The 16,151-nt window shown below is 60.5% G+C and carries 13 protein-coding genes; 7 read left to right on the forward strand and 6 right to left on the reverse strand.

The features are described 5' to 3' along the window. The first annotated feature begins 27 nt into the window (after positions 1-27). The 5 genes from QB898_RS07340 (at position 28) to QB898_RS07360 (ending at position 6,292) form a co-directional block, all read left to right on the forward strand. On the forward strand, positions 28-1,041 hold the full coding sequence (locus tag QB898_RS07340) for an AAA family ATPase (RefSeq protein ID WP_279524418.1): 1,014 nt from the start codon (positions 28-30) through the stop codon (positions 1,039-1,041). A 16-nt stretch (positions 1,042-1,057) separates the two neighbouring features. Beyond that, positions 1,058-3,679, forward strand: coding sequence for a S8 family peptidase (locus QB898_RS07345; protein WP_279524419.1), 2,622 nt, complete (start codon positions 1,058-1,060; stop codon positions 3,677-3,679). 613 nt (positions 3,680-4,292) lie between these two features. Next, positions 4,293-4,394 (forward strand): hypothetical protein, encoded by a 102-nt coding sequence (locus QB898_RS13430; RefSeq protein ID WP_428982760.1) that lies wholly within the window; start codon positions 4,293-4,295, stop codon positions 4,392-4,394. A 151-nt stretch (positions 4,395-4,545) separates the two neighbouring features. Then, the gene (locus tag QB898_RS07355; RefSeq protein ID WP_050714710.1) at positions 4,546-5,313 is read left to right on the forward strand and encodes a basic amino acid ABC transporter substrate-binding protein; all 768 of its coding nucleotides are present in this window, start codon (positions 4,546-4,548) and stop codon (positions 5,311-5,313) included. Positions 5,314-5,536: 223 nt separating this feature from the next. Further along, positions 5,537-6,292: an amino acid ABC transporter permease gene (locus tag QB898_RS07360; protein ID WP_428982761.1), complete on the forward strand. Its 756-nt coding sequence runs from the start codon at positions 5,537-5,539 to the stop codon at positions 6,290-6,292. Positions 6,293-6,471: 179 nt separating this feature from the next. Here QB898_RS07360 and QB898_RS07365 read toward each other — a convergent pair whose 3' ends face one another. Beyond that, a complete protein-coding gene (locus QB898_RS07365; RefSeq protein ID WP_279524421.1) occupies positions 6,472-8,217 on the reverse strand; it encodes a bifunctional hydroxymethylpyrimidine kinase/phosphomethylpyrimidine kinase in 1,746 nt (581 codons plus the stop codon). Positions 8,218-8,280: 63 nt separating this feature from the next. Further along, positions 8,281-8,676, reverse strand: a complete 396-nt coding sequence (locus tag QB898_RS07370) for a hypothetical protein (RefSeq protein ID WP_279524422.1) — start codon at positions 8,674-8,676, stop codon at positions 8,281-8,283. Between QB898_RS07370 and glnK the strand changes: the two genes are divergently transcribed. Continuing rightward, complete coding sequence (gene glnK / locus QB898_RS07375; RefSeq protein ID WP_050714713.1) at positions 8,657-8,995, forward strand: P-II family nitrogen regulator; 339 nt, start codon at positions 8,657-8,659, stop codon at positions 8,993-8,995. The genes QB898_RS07370 and glnK overlap by 20 nt on opposite strands. A gap of 488 nt (positions 8,996-9,483) precedes the next feature. On the opposite strand, the gene QB898_RS07380 is transcribed toward glnK, so the two are convergent. Both QB898_RS07380 and QB898_RS07385 read right to left on the reverse strand, forming a co-directional pair. Next, positions 9,484-10,425, reverse strand: a complete 942-nt coding sequence (locus QB898_RS07380; protein ID WP_279524423.1) for a DMT family transporter — start codon at positions 10,423-10,425, stop codon at positions 9,484-9,486. A gap of 51 nt (positions 10,426-10,476) precedes the next feature. Then, positions 10,477-10,932 (reverse strand): RidA family protein, encoded by a 456-nt coding sequence (locus QB898_RS07385; RefSeq protein WP_050714715.1) that lies wholly within the window; start codon positions 10,930-10,932, stop codon positions 10,477-10,479. Between the two features lie 192 nt (positions 10,933-11,124). On the opposite strand from QB898_RS07385, the gene QB898_RS07390 reads away from it, so the two are divergent. Further along, positions 11,125-11,916: a TrmH family RNA methyltransferase gene (locus tag QB898_RS07390; protein ID WP_102283940.1), complete on the forward strand. Its 792-nt coding sequence runs from the start codon at positions 11,125-11,127 to the stop codon at positions 11,914-11,916. Positions 11,917-13,074: 1,158 nt separating this feature from the next. Here QB898_RS07390 and QB898_RS07395 read toward each other — a convergent pair. Continuing rightward, the gene (locus QB898_RS07395; protein WP_279524425.1) at positions 13,075-15,516 is read right to left on the reverse strand and encodes a TonB-dependent receptor domain-containing protein; all 2,442 of its coding nucleotides are present in this window, start codon (positions 15,514-15,516) and stop codon (positions 13,075-13,077) included. Between the two features lie 305 nt (positions 15,517-15,821). Beyond that, the coding region (locus QB898_RS07400) for a transposase (RefSeq protein WP_279524426.1) at positions 15,822-16,151 on the reverse strand (330 nt) is incomplete at its 5' end.

A 16,151-nucleotide genomic window follows, 5' to 3' on the forward strand; every position in this document is an offset into this window, starting at 1 on the left:
TTAAAAAATATTTCAAGACGAATAGAAATGGCACGAGCTGATGTCTTGGTTGATTTAGTAAAAGCTGTCAGTAGTAGTGATCAGTTGTCCTTTCGCAAGTCAGTTGAAATCTTGATTCAAGAGGAACGTAGTAAAGGACATCGAATTCTGGCTGATCGTTTGGAAAAAGTGCTGCGCGCCCACTCCAGTCAGGCGGCTTTATCTCAAGCGCCTGCGCCAACGATACGCCAGTTACAGACTAAAAGCATTTCACAAAAAGATTTGGTTGTCGAATTAATTCCAGAGCGCTCACTGGAAAGCTTGGTGCTTGCTGACAGTATTCGCACACAATTGCGAGAGGTCATTGATGAACAGCATCGTGCAGAGTTGCTGCATGCTTATGGTTTGAGTCCTAGGCACCGAGTTTTGTTGGCTGGTCCACCAGGAAATGGCAAAACATCGGTGGCTGAAGCATTGGCATTTGAGTTGATGGTGCCGCTGATCGTTGTGCGCTATGAGTCGCTAATTGGCAGTTACCTGGGCGAAACTTCTATCCGCTTGAAAGCCTTGCTTGACTACGTTCGAACACGACGCTGTGTGTTGTTCTTTGACGAGTTCGAGACATTGGGTAAAGAGCGAGGTGATACTCATGAAACGGGGGAGATAAAGCGTGTCGTCAGCTCTTTGCTGCTTCAACTCGACGATCTACCAGATTATGTCGTTGTCGTTGCTGCTAGCAATCACCCAGAGCTTTTGGATAGGGCCGTTTGGCGGCGCTTTCAGGTTCGACTGGAACTCCCTCTTCCCACACGCGCACAGTTAACCGCGTTCGTCACCTCTATCAGCGAACGCAGCAAGGTCAATTTTGGCTTGGCCGCTGAGACTGTCGCAAAAAGGCTTTTGGGCCTCAGTTTTTCAGAGGTAGAAGAGTTCTGCTTGGGAGTAGTCCGGAGAGCGGTACTAGATCAAAAGATGGATGACGCCAAAACCATCGCCTCTTCCAGATTGGAACAATGGAAGAAGAGGTTGAAACCTACCAATAAAGACGTATTAAACGAATAAGGTACAAGGAGGGAATATGCCTGATGAATACTTGCCACTACTGGTTTTTCCCGAAAAGCAAATTCTCCAACCAGAAAAAGGCAATGGTTTTCCTCCGGGAAAACAGAATTTGCCCGACTGTGGTGCCCAAGTAGCGCGTATTGGAAGACAAATCGAGCATCTGGAAGAAGACTTCGCACGCTATCAGGCCAGCCTGACTGGTGCACTGGCCGGGCTCGAACCTGAAATGGTTCTGGTCATCGAGATTGTTGGACGCCTGGACGACTTTCGACAAGCCATTGAAGCGACTGGCTTGGAGTGGCTAGGAGAGACGGAAATCGACGACCTTGAGGCTGAGGATGTTGGCTTCTATGAGCGAGATGCTGCCGGTCAGCCTGCAGTTAAATCGCTGAGCGGTCGCATGTTTCTGGCTATGAGCAACATGGCGGGTATGCAGGAGATTCTCGCACTTTGGAAAAAATGGAAAACCAATGAACGCTTGCCTCACGGAAAAGCCAAGTGGAAAGCCGTTTTCGAGCAATTGAACGTGTTGAGGCGCTGGGGCATTGAGGAGACATTAGTCGAAACAGGAATGATCGACCGTTGGCGGGACTTGCTTGATCTCTACAATCCCGAAGAAAAGGTAAAGTTTCAGATTGAGCTTTTCTATCGCAAGGATGATAATAAGCGTCGAGATAATGAAACAGCAATTCGTTTATTGCTTGAAGGCCTCGGAGGCCAAACGCTTTCGGAGTTCCTTGATATACCTCAGATCGCATTCCATGCGGTCAAGGCTGAATTACCTGCCCGCGCTATTCAGTTGCTGCTCAATCAAGTAGCTGCGGATAAAGCAGATATCGATATCGAGCTGTTCAAATTTACCGGCATCATGTATTTCCGTCCTACCGGACAAAGCTTGGCGATTTCCGAGGATGGCGAGGGGGAGCCGGCCGTGTTCCCCGAAGGTGTCAGTGACTTTCCTCCTGTCGCAGCGCTTCTTGATGGGGCTCCATTGCAATTGCATGAAGCGCTGAAAGACCGACTTCTGGTTGATGATATCTTTAACTTGGAGGCTACTTATCAACCTGGCGAGCGCAAGCATGGTACCGCCATGGCTTCCTTGATTCTTCATGGGGATCGCAGCAACCTCGAGTCTGAACCATTACCGCACAAGCTGTATTGCATCCCGGTGATGCAACCTGACCATCAAACACGTGAACATAATGAACATATGCCGGATGATGTTTTCTTTGAAGACCGCATTCATATTGCTGTGCGGCGCATGTTTGAAGGTTCTGGCGAAATTCCTCAACAAGCACCCACGGTCAAGGTCATCAACCTTTCCATTGGTGATGTTGCGCGGGAATTTATCCATACGCCGAGTCCCTGGGCACGATTGCTTGACTGGTTGGCCTATAAATATCGTGTGCTGTTCTGCATCAGCGCGGGCAACTACTGCGACGAGATCGATATCGAACTCAATCAACAGCAGTTTGCCGCTCTTTCTGATAAAGAGAAGATAAGCGCTACCGTCAAAGCGATATCGAATAGCTTGACTTCCCGGCGGCTGCTTTCGCCGGCAGAAGCGATGAACGCCATTACGGTAGGCGCAGCTCACTCTGATGATTCTGGAGATGCATATCCGCAATTTGGCCAGCGTGTCGATGTGCTGCCTTCGCAAACACTGTTCAGTCCGGCCACCCGTCTGGGCTTTGGTTTTAAACGCTCCATAAAGCCTGACATCCTCATGCCCGGAGGGCGGCAACTCTACAACGCCCCTATGCAAGCTAAATCTACCCTGTACAGCGTCGACAACTCCATCGTCGGACCAGGTCAAAAGGTCGCGCTGGACAGCAGACAGCAAGGCGTTTTGAACAATGAAGCCTTCTGGCGTGGCACTAGCAATGCAACGGCGCTAGCCACACGCGGTGCGGTGCGGCTGTACGACATGCTGGACAAACTGCGCAACGAGGAGGGGGAGAATATTCCCGAGACGTTGATGTCAGTGCTGATCAAGGCGCTCTTGGTCCATGGTGCTAAACAAGATGACACCGCTAAACGACACATCGAAGATGCGTTGAGAAATACAAAAAACTCTCGCCAATTCAAGCAGGTTGTTACACGTTATCTTGGCTATGGTGTTGTTGATATCGAACGCGTGTTGACTTGTACTGCACAACGGGCCACGGTTCTAGGCTGTGGAGAAATACGAGAAAACGAAGTGCATGAATATTCTTTCCCCATCCCTTTCGCCTTTTCTTCACAAAGAATATGGCGACGACTGGTGGTAACGCTTGCTTGGCTGACACCAATCAATCCAGATCACCGCAATCTCCGAGAAGCCAAACTGACGCTCGAGCCGGGTGGAGGAAATTGGTCCAACCAGATCCTTAAGCTAAACCGTCAGGATGGTGATCACAATCAGGTGACACGTGGCACCGTGCAGCATGAGGTGCTGGAGGGCAGCAGCCAGATCGAGGCCTTCAAGGATGGCGAGGCTCTGCGGGTTCGCGTTACCTGCAGAAAGGATGCGACGGCACACCTTGATGATGTTATTCCTTATGGGCTTGCTGTTACCTTAGAAGCGAAAGAAGACATTCCGATCTACCAGCAAATTCGCGCTAGGATCAAACAGCCAATCCAAATACCCTTGATATGATTTCCAGCTTAGACTTCAAAATTAAAGAGAATCTAATTTAATTAAATATCCCCTCTTCAATTTTTTGATTTTGCCAAATCTTTTATCGATAACGGTGCAGCCCCTTCCGCTTTATTAATAATGATCACATAAACGTTCTGTCCCGCGCCGCAGGTGCCAGTGATGACGTAGGCGAGATCGACACGGATAGTGGTGTCGAAGTCTTGCAGGCAAACAAACGGTGCGTACTGCGTCTTGACGCTTTCATAGACCTAGGCATCGTGGCGACGATGCAGGTTCTTGTAGCAGACGCGCGAGCCAAGCCACAGCGCCCACAGCAGGAGCAATTGTTCTTCTTCAATTGGCGGCATTTGAACTTGCAGGCCCAGGCAAATATGTGACGGGTTACCGCCAGCCTGGCGCGCAGGGCCTGCACCGCCCCTCTTCTTGGCTCAGGCCTGTACGTGCACATCCCAGGTGAAATCAAGAAGGAATACACCGTCCTGCTGCGCCAGACTGACGCCTTCTCCATTGAAAAGCTGCGCTCCGCCATCACCCCCACAGCGGCAAAAGCGGATACGACCTCACCAGCCAGGCCTTCACTACCTTCCTGCCGTTCCAATCCGTCGGCGTCATGAGCGATAGCCGCACCTGCGGCTACGTGGCAGCCCTGCGCGCCGTGCTGGCCAGCGATTTCGTGACTGCCGATAGGGCTGAGTGCCGTATGCGCTGCTGAAAAACCGGGCGGCGCATCACCCGCGAAGCGCGCGGCCATCTGGCGCGTGGCGCGTGGCGTTGCCAGCACAAGCAGCCTGCGACGATTGAGCGGGAGCCAGTTTGCGTTCAGCCTTGCGACAATCGCCGTCTTTCAAACCACTTCTTGCAACATGAACAAACGTTCGTTTTCCCGCGTTTTGCTCGGCGCCGTCGCTGGCGCATTTCTGCTTCCTGCCGCTGCGCTGGCGCAGGCCAAAACCCTGGTGGTGGCCTCCAGCGCCACGTATGCGCCTTTTGCCTTTGAAAACAAGGACAAGCAGATCGTCGGCTTTGACATCGACATCATCAACGCCATTGCCAAAAAGCAAGGGCTGGCGCTGCGCATCGTCAATACGCCGTTTTCCAGCATCTTCGCCTCGCTGGGCAATGGCGATGTGGATTTGGTGATTTCAGGCGTCACCATCAACGACAAGCGCAAGCAAAGCTACGATTTTTCCGACCCCTACTTTGACGCGCGGCAGCTCATCGCCGTGGCCCAGGGCAGCAGCATCGCTTCGCTCAAAGACATTGCGGGCAAAAAAGTGGCCGTTGTGAGCGGCTCCACGGCTGACGATGTGAGCAGCCGCGAATTCGGCAAGGCCAGCCCCAACATCCGCCGCTTTGAAAGCACGCCGCTCATCATCTCCGAGCTGGCATCGGGCGGCGTGGATGCCGCCATTGGCGACAACGGCGTGATTGCCTACCGCGTTTCGCAAACCCAGGGCCTGAAAACCGTGGAAGACCCTCATTTTCCGAAAGAATATTTCGGCATCGTGCTTCGCAAGGGCGACAAGGAATTGCGCGACAAAGTCAATGCCGGCCTGGCCGCCATCAAGGCAGACGGCAGCTACGGCGCCATTTACAAAAAGTGGTTCCATCAGGAATATGCGCCGCAATAAGCCTGCCCGGATATAAAGCGGCAAAAGCAAAACGGGGCAAGATTTTTGATGAATCTTGCCCCGCATTTGTTTTGCCCCATTTTGCCTGGCCAAAGCCATTCGCCTGATCAGCCAGTCGCCTGAAATTTCCATTCAGCGGAAGCGGCAGCCGCTTTCATCAGGCCCCTATTTGAATCAATCAACAGCGCACAAGCGCCATCGCATGGAAGAAAACGCACCGGTCATGTGGTTCGGGTGGTTCCGCCCGGACATTCTGGTTGAATACCGGCAACTGTTCTGGGAAGGCATGCTGGTCACCGTCGGCATGACCGTGGCCTGCATTCTCATGGGTTGCACACTGGGCTTGTTGATTGCGCTGGCGCGCCTGGCCCATGCCCGGCATCAGCCCTGGAAATCCTTTTGCAAATACCTGCTGCGCTGGCCTTCCACGGTTTACGTGAGCTTTTTTCGCGGCACGCCGCTATTCGTGCAGATTCTGCTGATGCACTTTGCCGTCATGCCGCTGCTGGTTCACCCGGCAGACGGCCTGCTGATCTCCGGCGAGCTGGCCCGCGAACTCAAGCAAAGCCACGGCGCGCTGCTCTCCGGCGTGGCCGCGCTCACGCTCAATTCAGCCGCCTACATTTCTGAAGTTTTTCGCGCCGGCATTCAGTCCATCACGCGCGGCCAGCGCTTTGCCGGCATGTCGCTGGGCATGACGCCCGCGCAAGTCATGCGCTACATTGTGCTGCCGCAAGCCTTTCGCCGCATGCTGCCGCCGCTGGGCAACAACATGATTGCCTTGCTGAAAGACACCTCGCTCGTTTCAGCCATCGGCCTGGCCGAACTGGCCTACGCCGCCCGCACCGTGGCCGGAGCCTATGGCCGCTACTGGGAGCCTTATTTGGCCGTGGCGCTGATTTACTGGCTGATGACTTTCGTGCTGACTTTGGGGCTGCGCAAGCTGGAGATGCATTTGGGGCGCAGCGAATTAGGGTAATTAGGGTAATTCAATGCGCCTGCGCTGACAGAGGCTGCTATTGCTTGAATGATGCGCGCAATGAACCACCCGGTTGCGGCTTATTCATGAAACATGAATATCGCAAATAAAGCCGTCAAATGCCTTTTTGACAAAGCGCCATGAGGATATTGGCGGGCGCTTTGTCCTGTTCATCCTGTTCACAAGGCGCTTTTTGGCATATCCGGCGCCACTGCCTTTTCACTCGACCGCCCCCGCTTCACCGCTTCCAGATAAGCGGGCGCCGCCGCTTGCGGATCACCGCCCAGTGCGCGGACCACGCAGATGCCGCTGGCGCCGGTTTGGGCAGCGGCAGCGGCTTGTTCGGGGGTGAGGATGCCGCCGATGGCGGTGACGGGGCGGCCTGCGGTGGCTACCCAGAAGGCGAGGTTGCCCAGGCCTTGCGGGCGCCAGGGCATGTTTTTGGTGGTGGTGGGCCAGATGGGGCCGCAGGCGATGTAGGCGGGGGCGAGGCTGCGGGCGCGGGCCAGCTCCCACAGGCTGTGGCTGCTGATGCCCAGGGGCAGGCCGCTGGCGGCCAGGCCCTGGCGCTGTTCGGTGGTGAGGGCGGCTAGGTCTTCCTGGCCCAGGTGCAGGCCGGTGCGGGCGGCGTGTTCGGGGTGTGCGCTGATGAGCTGGCGGGCCAGTTGCCAGTGGTCGTTGATGAACAGGCGCGCGCCGGCCCGGGCGCAGGCGGCCATGCCTTGGGCGAGGGTGTCGCGCAGGGCGGCGCGCCAGGCTTCGTCGGGCGCGGGCGGGGTTTTGATGCGCAGTTGCAGGGTGGGCACGCCAGCGGCCAGGGCTGCTTGCAGGGCGGGGGCGTTGTCCACGATGGCGTAAAGGCCGATGTCCGGCGGGTTGGGCTGATGGCCGCTGGCGGGCTGAAAGAGGCTGGCGGCCGCTTCGGCTTGCAAGGCGGCGCTGAAGGCCCGGGCGGGGTCTTCGTGGCCGAAGGTGAGCAGCGGCATGTAGCGCGGCCCGCTGGCAAAGCCGGGGGCTGCGGCGGCGGGGCCTGCGCCTTGCCCGGCGGCGTAGCCGTGGGCGATGGCGTGGGCGGTGGCGGCCTTGGCGAGCACGAGGGCATCGGCCGCCACGAAGCCCAGCGCCAGGGCGCTGGCGGCGCTGCTGGCGAAGGTGCAGCCGGTGCCGTGGGTGTGGCGGGCTTCGCGCAGGCGCGGCAGGGCCAGCCAGCCGCTGGCGTGGGGGGTGTCCATCCAGTCCAGCGCCCAGCCGGGCCATTCGTCTGGCACGGCGGATGCGGCCAGGCCGCCGTTTTCATCGGCCGCCAGGGCGTCGCCGCCGGTCACGCAGACGGCTTGTGCGCCCATGTCGAGCAGGCGGCGGGCGTGGCGCGCGGCGGCGGCCATGCTGCGCGGGCGGTCTGGGCCGCTTTCGCCGCACAGGCGGGCGGCTTCGGCGGCGTTGGGGGTGATGAGCGTGGCGCGGGGCACGAGCAGCTCGCAATAGGCGCGCAGCACGGCGTCACTGGCAAAGGCCGCGCCGGTGCTGGCGCCGAGCACGGGGTCGATCACCAGGGCCACGGGCGCGCGCTGGCGCAGGGCATCTACCCAGCGGGCCACGGTTTGCACGTTTTCCACGCTGCCCAGCAGGCCGGTTTTGATGGCGGCGGGCGGCATGTCGCCTGCCAGCGCGGCCAGTTGGGCCTCCAGCTCTTGCGCAGGCAAGGGGGTGACGCGGGTAACGGCCTGCGAGTTCTGCGCCGTGACGGCGGCCACCACCGGGCACAGGTGCACGCCGAAAGCGAGCGCTGCGCGCTGGTCGGCTGCCAGGCCCGCGCCGCCGCCGCTGTCGTTGCCGGCGATGCTCCAGAGAATGGGTTTGCGGGCGGGTTCGTGGGCGGGTTCGCAATCCGCTTCGCGGCCAGATTCATGTGTGGATTCAGTCATGGCCGGGCAAGTTAGCACACCAGGCTCGCCAGACGGCGCAGCCGCCAGGCGCGATCAAAACGGTCACAAGCCGCCGAACGCCGCTTCAAGGCACGCAAGAGGCTCGCGCCTCATCTGCCAGCGCGAGGGAAAGCGAGCTGATTTCTGCCGGGCAAGGCGTTGGGCCTCGCTTATTCTCGCTCCTTCATTCATAGCATGATGTCCTAGTGGAAATTGCGCAAGAAGGCATTTAGGCCCCATTGAATCCGCTCCTGTTTTTGATGCCATCTGCATGGCCCAGCGAGGCATTTGCCAGGCCGCAGGGCGCCTGAGTCCGCGCTTTTCTCTTTCACAGACAAACCGTGAACAAGTTCTCAGGGTTTCATCCACTTTCCCTTCGTGCTGCAACGCATCAGAATCGCCGCGTTCCGACAAAAACTCGCAAAAAGGAAAAAACGACATGAAGAAGATCACCGCCATCATCAAGCCCTTCAAGCTGGAAGAAGTGCGCGAAGAGCTGGCCGATGTGGGCGTGACGGGCCTGACGGTCACGGAAGTCAAGGGCTTTGGCCGCCAGAAGGGCCATACCGAGCTGTACCGGGGCGCTGAATACGTGGTGGACTTTCTGCCCAAAGTGCGCATTGACGTGGTGGTGGCCGACGATTTGGTGGACCGCTGCGTGGACGCCATCCTCAAGTCCGCGCGCACCGGCAAGATTGGCGACGGCAAGATCTTCATCTCGAACGTGGAGCGCGTGGTGCGCATCCGCACAGGCGAGGAGGATGAAGCGGCCATCTGACCCCGGCCCCAGGCTCCGCCAGCCAGCCGCTTTTTCAAACCGCGCGCAATGCGCAAACAACCGCCTCACCCGGCGTTTTTTTACGCCTGCGGCAAGGCGGCGCAAGGCTGAAAAGCCGCTTTCACCCGGAAACGGAAAGCCAGGCCCCAAACCGCCGCCCCCCGCCCGCACCCCGCCCGCACCCGCGCTGGCCCTGCGGGCGGGCGTGAGCAGGCCCTCATGGGAGGGCAGATTCGGGGAAACCGGCTGGCCCGCGTTGCGCCCTGCCCCCGGCTTTGCCTTCATGTCTTTTCGCCCCTTGGGGCAGTCCATGAAGAATGCCTGACCGCATCAAAAACAGGAGCTGATTTCGGGGCATGAAAATAGCTCTTGCGCTCATTCCACTAGGACCTCACGCTATGGTTTGAGGAGCGAAATTCTTGCGAGGCAAAAGCCGCCCGACCTCCCTGGCCGCCCTCTCGGGCTGCTGGCCCAGGCCGCCTGGCCGCTCACCGCGCCCGGCTGAACAGGCCGATGCCCGCCAGCACCAGCGCCGTGCCCGCCGCCAGCCAAGGGGTGAAAGGCTCGTCCAGAATGAGCACGCCCATGCCAATGGTGGCCAGCGGGCCGATCAGGCCGATTTGCGCGGCCAGGCTGGCGCCCAGGCGCTCCACCGCCATCATTTGCAGCAGAACGGGCACGGCGGTGCACAGCGTGGCGTTCAAAACCGAGAGCCACAGCACCGGCGCGGGCACGGCGGCCGCAGCCAGCGGGCGCGTGATCAGAAAGTGGCCGATGCAGCACAGGCAGGCCACCACCGTGGCCAGCCCCACCAGGCGCATGGCGCCCAGGCGGCGCACGAATTCGCCGCTGAAAAACAGATACGCGGCGTAGCTGGCCGTGCCCGCCAGCACCAGCGCCGCGCCCAGCGCCGTGCCCGCCGTGTGGGGCAGCTGCATCTCGCGCCCGAACACCAGCAAAGCGCCGCTGTAGCTCACCGCCACCGCCAGCCAGTGCCGGCGCGTGGGCCGCTGGCCGCGCAGCGCCCAGGCCAGCGCCATCACCAGCGTGGGCGTGAGATACAGAATGAGCCGCTCCAGACTGGCGCTGATGTATTGCAGCCCCAGAAAGTCCAGCAGGCTCGACAGGTAGTAGCCCGACACCCCCAGCCCCAGCACGCCCAGCCAGTCGCGCCCCTGGAGCGCGGGCCGCCCGCGCCCGGCCCACCAGGCCATGACGGCAAAAAAGGGCAGCGCCAGCAGCATGCGGTACATCAGCAGCGTGACCGCATCCGCCCCGTGCCGGTAGGCGAGCTTGACCACGATGGCCTTGCCGCTGAAGGCAAGCGCGCCCAGCACGGCCAGCGCCATGCCCAGGCCCAGGCCCAGGCTGGCAGGCGCCGCCGCTGAAGCGACAGAGGCAGAGGAGGAAACAGGCGTGTTTTCAGACATGGCGGCAACAGGGCGGGCAAGCGGCGGGCGGCCGGGCTTGGCTCCGGCGGCTCATTGCACCTCGGCGATCAGCTCGATTTCCACGCAGGCGTCCAGCGGCAGCCGGGCCACGCCAACGGCGCTGCGGGCATGCGCGCCACGCTCGCCAAACACTTCCATCATCAGCTCGCTGGCCCCGTTGGTGACCAAGTGCTGCTCCACAAAGCCCGGGGCCGAGCTGACGAAGCTGACGAGCTTGACAATGCGGCGCACCTTCTCCAGCCCGCCAGCGGCCGCATGCAGCGTGCCCAGCAGATCAATGCCAATGCCGCGCGCGGCGGCCTGGCCCTCTTGCGTGCTGATGCCTGCGCCAAGCTGGCCCGTCCACACCGCGCCGTTGCGGCGGGCGATATGGCCAGACAAATAAACCAGATTCCCCGTGCGCACAAAAGGCAGGTAAGCGGCGGCTGGCGCGCTGACGGCGGGCAAGGCAATGCCCAGGCGGGCGAGATTTTCCTGTGGCGTCATGGTGTCGTTCCTTTCCTGTGAATGACGGCAAAGACGGCGCAGTATGACCGCCCCCATTGCTGCTTCATCGCTGCTTCATTGCTGCTTCATTGCCGCCCGCAGGCGTGACAAACGCCGCGCGCGCCGGAAAAACCGCGCCAGCGCAAGACAATCCACCCTTTCCACCTTCTCGCGCCGCCCCGCCGCCCGCCCATGCCCGCCCCCGCGCAGCACATCCACTCGCCCGCCAACCCTCTTTTCAAAGACCTGCGCCGCCTGGCGCAAGACAGCGCCGCCAGCCGCAAGCAGGGCCGCGCCTGGCTCGAAGGCGACCACCTGGCCCGCGCCGCCCGCGCGCGCCAGGTGCGCCCGGCGCTGGCCGTGTTCGCCGAAAGCAGCTGGCAGCAAAGCGCGCACGAATGGGCTGGCCTGGCGCGCCAGAACATCGTGCTGGCCGACCCCCTCTTTGCCGCCCTGAGCGCGCTGCCATCGCCCGCCCGCATGGGCATCGTCATCGAACTGCCCCTGCCCGCGCAACCCGCCCGCTTCGCGCCCGGCGCGCCCACCCTCGTGCTCGACCGCGTGCAAGACGCTGGCAACACCGGCTCCATGCTCCGCAGCGCCGCCGCCTTCGGCTTCACCCAAGTGCTGGCCCTGCAAGGCACCGCCGCCCTCTGGGGGCCGAAAGTAGTGCGCGCGGGCATGGGCGCGCACTTCGCACTGCACCTGTTCGAGGGCCTGCAGCCCGAAGACATCGAACAGCTGGCCGTGCCCCTGCTGGCCACCAGCTCGCACCAGGGCCAGTGGCTGCACCGCACCGCCCTGCCCTGGCCCTGCGCCTGGCTCATGGGCCACGAAGGCCAGGGCGTCAGCGCCGCGCTCGCCCGCCAGGCCAGCGCCCACATCCGCATCACCCAGCCCGGCGGCGAAGAATCGCTGAACGTGGCCGCCGCTGCCGCCATCTGCCTGCACGCCAGCGCCGCTGGCCGCGAGGCAGGCGAATGAGCGAACGCCCCACAGTTATTTCGCTCCTATATCAATAGCAAAGTGTCCTAGTAGAAACTGCGCCGAATGACGCTTTAACCCCCTCGAATTCGCTCCTTTTTTGAGATACAGGGGCGAGGGTGACGCTTTGGAACCTGCTTGCAATCCATCCGCGAGTGCAGAAGGTGTGGATTTGGGCGCGGCCCCGGACGCTCTGCGGCGTTGCAAACCCTCGATGGGCCGCAAGGCCCGTCTGTGGTTTGTGTTTTGCAGCCCATCTCGATTCCCAGGCTTTCGCCCCTCGCGGCCAGATCATGAACAGCCCTCCAGTTTCAGGCCAACCCTTTTTCTCACCGTTCTTTTTTCGCGCTTGACCGAAAATCCACATTCCGTATTCCGGCAGGATACGCATGCGAATTCATCCACCAAAATCCGAGGCGTTATCCTGATGACAGGATTCCTCATGCGGGACTATTTGGATGCGGGCTATCAGGGTTTATCGTGCGGAATGAGTTTGACGCAGTATAGATGGATAATCTTAAATACAAGGTATAGCGCCGGGTATGATGCAAGTACACATAGCATTCCGATTGCATCATGATATAGTATTCCGCCGCTGGCAAAGACTATCATGAACCAGATATTTGTTATAGAAAGCATCAAAATCCATATGCATTCTGATGAGAAATAGGATCTTTTTCTGCAGTACGGGCAAAGAATGCGGCGTGGCACTCGCGAATGAGGGGTCAAAGGCCATCCGGGTTCATCATATAAAGACCAAAAAAGCCATACGCGCAACGGAAATTCAATGTTGAAAGAACAAAAGGGGCATTTCTTTTTGATCATTCCGGCAGACCTTGGGGTTCAGATACGGGCAAAATGATTTTGCCAGCACGGCCAGACGCTGAACCGGTTTTTTAAACAAACATGAAAAGCCCCCGGGCTGCAACCTGCAAACACGCACGGCTGGCGGTTTGGATCATGCGGCCGGTGAAATGAATGCGCCCCGCAAGCCGCACATTTCACTCTGTTTGCGAGAGCGAATTTCAGGCGCGGAAAACGCCTTTCTCGCACGGTTCGACTGGATTTACTGCTATCAAAACAGCGGCGAAATAAACGGGCGGTTTGCAAGGCATGGAGGCTGCGCGGCTGGCGCGCGGCCCGCCTTACGGCCGGTTTTCAGAACGTGGCGGTCAGCGAAATATTGAAGCTGCGGCCGGGCTGGGCGGCCAGCTGGAAGCGCCGCCAGTCGGCGGCGGAGCTGGCGTCGTAGCTGCGGGCGTTGCTGTAGAGCCAGTGGCTTTTGTTGGCCAGGTTTTGCACGCCCGCATCCAGCCGCAGGGCGGGGGTGATTTGCCAATAGGCCCACAGGTCCAGGCGGCCAAAGCCGGGCACGCGGATGAATTCCACGGTGGATTCGGTCAGGCCGCTGCCGGTGTTGCGGTAGCTGTCGCGGTTGGTGCTTTGGGCCTGTTTGCCGCGCGCGAAGGTGCCCAGCAGGTTCACGCCCCAGGTTTTGCCGGGGGCGTCGTAGCCGATGCCGGCGATGAGTTTGGCGGGCTGCACGGTGTCCAGCGGCACGTATTTGTCGCCTTCGTAGCTGGAGCGTGATTCGCCCTTGCTGTAGCCGAAGGCCAGGCTGCTGTAGAGGCCCTTGAGGGCGGGCGTCCACGTGCCGTACTCCAGCCGCGTGCCCAGCTCCAGGCCGTAGATGCGGGCCTTGTCGCGGTTGCCAGCCTTGAAGATGGTGACCAGGTGCGCGGGGGCGTTGGCAAACATGCCGGGGTAGCGGTCACGCGGGTAGCGGGTGACGCCGATGAAATTCTTGTATTGCGTGTAGAACACCGAGCCGTTCAGGCGCACGCCGGGCGCGGGGCTGCCTTTGACGCCGATGTCGAAGGTGTTGCTGGTTTCGGCCTTGAGGCCAGCGTCGCCCACGACGATGCAGTTGCAGCGGTAGATGCCGCTGCGCCACAGGCCGTAGCGTTCGCTGCTGGTGGGCGCGCGGCCGCTGCGCCGCCATTGCACGTAGGCGGCAAACTGCGGCTTCAAATACCAGCTCAGGCTCAGGCTGGGGCTGATGAGGGTGGTGCTGGCTGTCGATGAACCGTAGAGCCTTTGCAGCTGCGCCAGGGTCATGGAGGGGCTGACCATGTTGGCCAGATGGCGCAGGCGGCTTTGCACGCGCTCGATGCGCAGGCCGGGGGTGAACACCAGGCGCTGGCTGCCAGCACGCAAGGTGATGGCGTCTTCGGCAAACACGCCCAGGCGGGTGGTGATGTTGTCTGGGAAGGGGCGCTGCAAGTCGGTAGGGGAGTTGTGGTAGGCCTCGGTGCTCTCCAGCGGGTGTTCGTTGGCGTTGCGCGAGGCGCTCACGCCCGCGCGCAAGCGGTGGCTGCCCCAGCTTTTTTCCAGCGTGCTGGCCAGGCCGAAACTGCGGTTGCGGTTGCGCGCCCTTTCGGTAAAGGCAGTGCGGCTGGTGTTGGTGAGGGTGTCGGTGGTGTCATCCATCAGGGTGTATTGGCCGTAAACGCGGGTTTCAAGCTGGTCAAACCAGCCACTGGCAGGCGTCCACAAGTGGGTCAATTGCAAGGTGTCGCGCGCGGTTTTGGCGTTCTGCCAGGAAAAGCTGCTTTCGGTGCCGCGCAAGTTGCTGGCCAGCCAGGAAGACTCGTATTGCGAGCGGTGCCGGCGGCGCAGCAAATCGGCAGTGAGGCTGAGCGTGTGCCCGGCGCTGGCGCGCCAGTCGCCCTTCAAAAGCAGGGCGTTGGAAGTGATGTCTTCCGGCTCGCTGCGCATGCCTAAAGGGCTGCTGTTTTTGGCCTCGCGCCCATCGCGGCGCACGTAGCTGAGCAAGCCGTCAAAAGCGCCGCTGCGCCCGGCGGCCGTCACGGCCTCGGTCCACAGGCGGTTGGCGCTGGCGTAGCCCGCTTTCAGGCCCAGATAGCTGTTTTTGCCCTCGCGCAGATAGTCGCGCGCCGATTTGGGGCGAAAACTCACGGCCCCGCCAATGCCGCCCGCCGATCGGCGGCTGCCCGTCGTGCCCAGCTGAATATCCACGCCGCCATACACCTCCGGGTCAATGAAATCGCGCCCCATGCTGAAAGTGCCGGTGCTGGCGGCCCGGCCTGACCAGGCAATGCGGTCCACGGCATCGGGCAGCTCCACGCCGTCAAGATCGATGGCCACGCGGTTGCCCTCCACACCGCGCACGTTGTAGCCCGAAGAGCCGCCCCGGTTGTAGCGCGTGTTGTCCATGCCGCTGCGCGCCGTGCCCGAAACCAGCGAAGGCGCCTCCACCAGCGGCTGATAGCGCATCACATCGGCCATGCTGCCCGCCTGCTCCAGCGCGCGGCCCTGAACGCGCGCCGCCGCGCCAGGCTCCAGCTCGGCAGAGGCGCTCACCTGCACGGCAGGCAGCGAGGGCGCTTCACGCGGGGCATCCGCCGCCGCTCCGGCTGTTTTCAGCGCTGTCTTTTGAGCGGCCTTCTGCGCTGCCCTTTGCGCCTGCTCGCCCGCAGATATGGCGCTCGCCTGCTGCGCCATCACCAGGCATGCGCCCTGAACACCCAGCGCCAGCAGACGGCGGGCAAAAAGAGAAGAAGAAACGTTCGTTGCCATTTCAGTTGCCAGTACAAAAAAACAGAAAAGCGGCTGGCGTGTGCCCTGCAAGGCGGGCAGCGGCATGGCCGGCCGGAGCTTGAAACAAAAAATGGCAATTCTATATTTTGGATACGAATCATTCGTATTAATAGTCGTATGGAAAGGACCCGAAAAGGCTCTGACAATGGCGCGCGGAGACCTCCAGCCGGATGCAGGGTGGCGGCAATGAAGAGGCAAGGCACAAGCCAGGAGGCGATAAAGGAAGACGGGGACTGAGCTTCGCTCATTAATTGATAGCTACAAGTCCTAGGGCCTGTTGAGAATTACCGAGATTGAATCAGAGCCGAAGCCAGATAGATCACCTCCTTGAAACCGGCGTCGATCTTGTCACTGCGCTTGAACTCCTTGAGCTTGCCAAAGAGGTTTTCCATGAGGTGAGGCCGGCGGCACATGTGCTCATCAATGGCCAAAGGCCGGCGTCGATTGGGTCTTTGCGAGATCACGATTTGCACGCCTTGCGCTTGCAATCGCTCTATCAGCCATTGAACATCAAACGCTTTGTCCGCCAGCAGCGCCCCAAACTTTTGGTTCCGGATCATCTCTTCGACTCCTTTGCTGTCATGCCGCTGGCCTGGCATCAGAGCGAACTTGAC

It is taken from the genome of Ottowia cancrivicina (assembly GCF_029813755.1).
Classification (GTDB): domain Bacteria; phylum Pseudomonadota; class Gammaproteobacteria; order Burkholderiales; family Burkholderiaceae_C; genus Ottowia; species Ottowia massiliensis.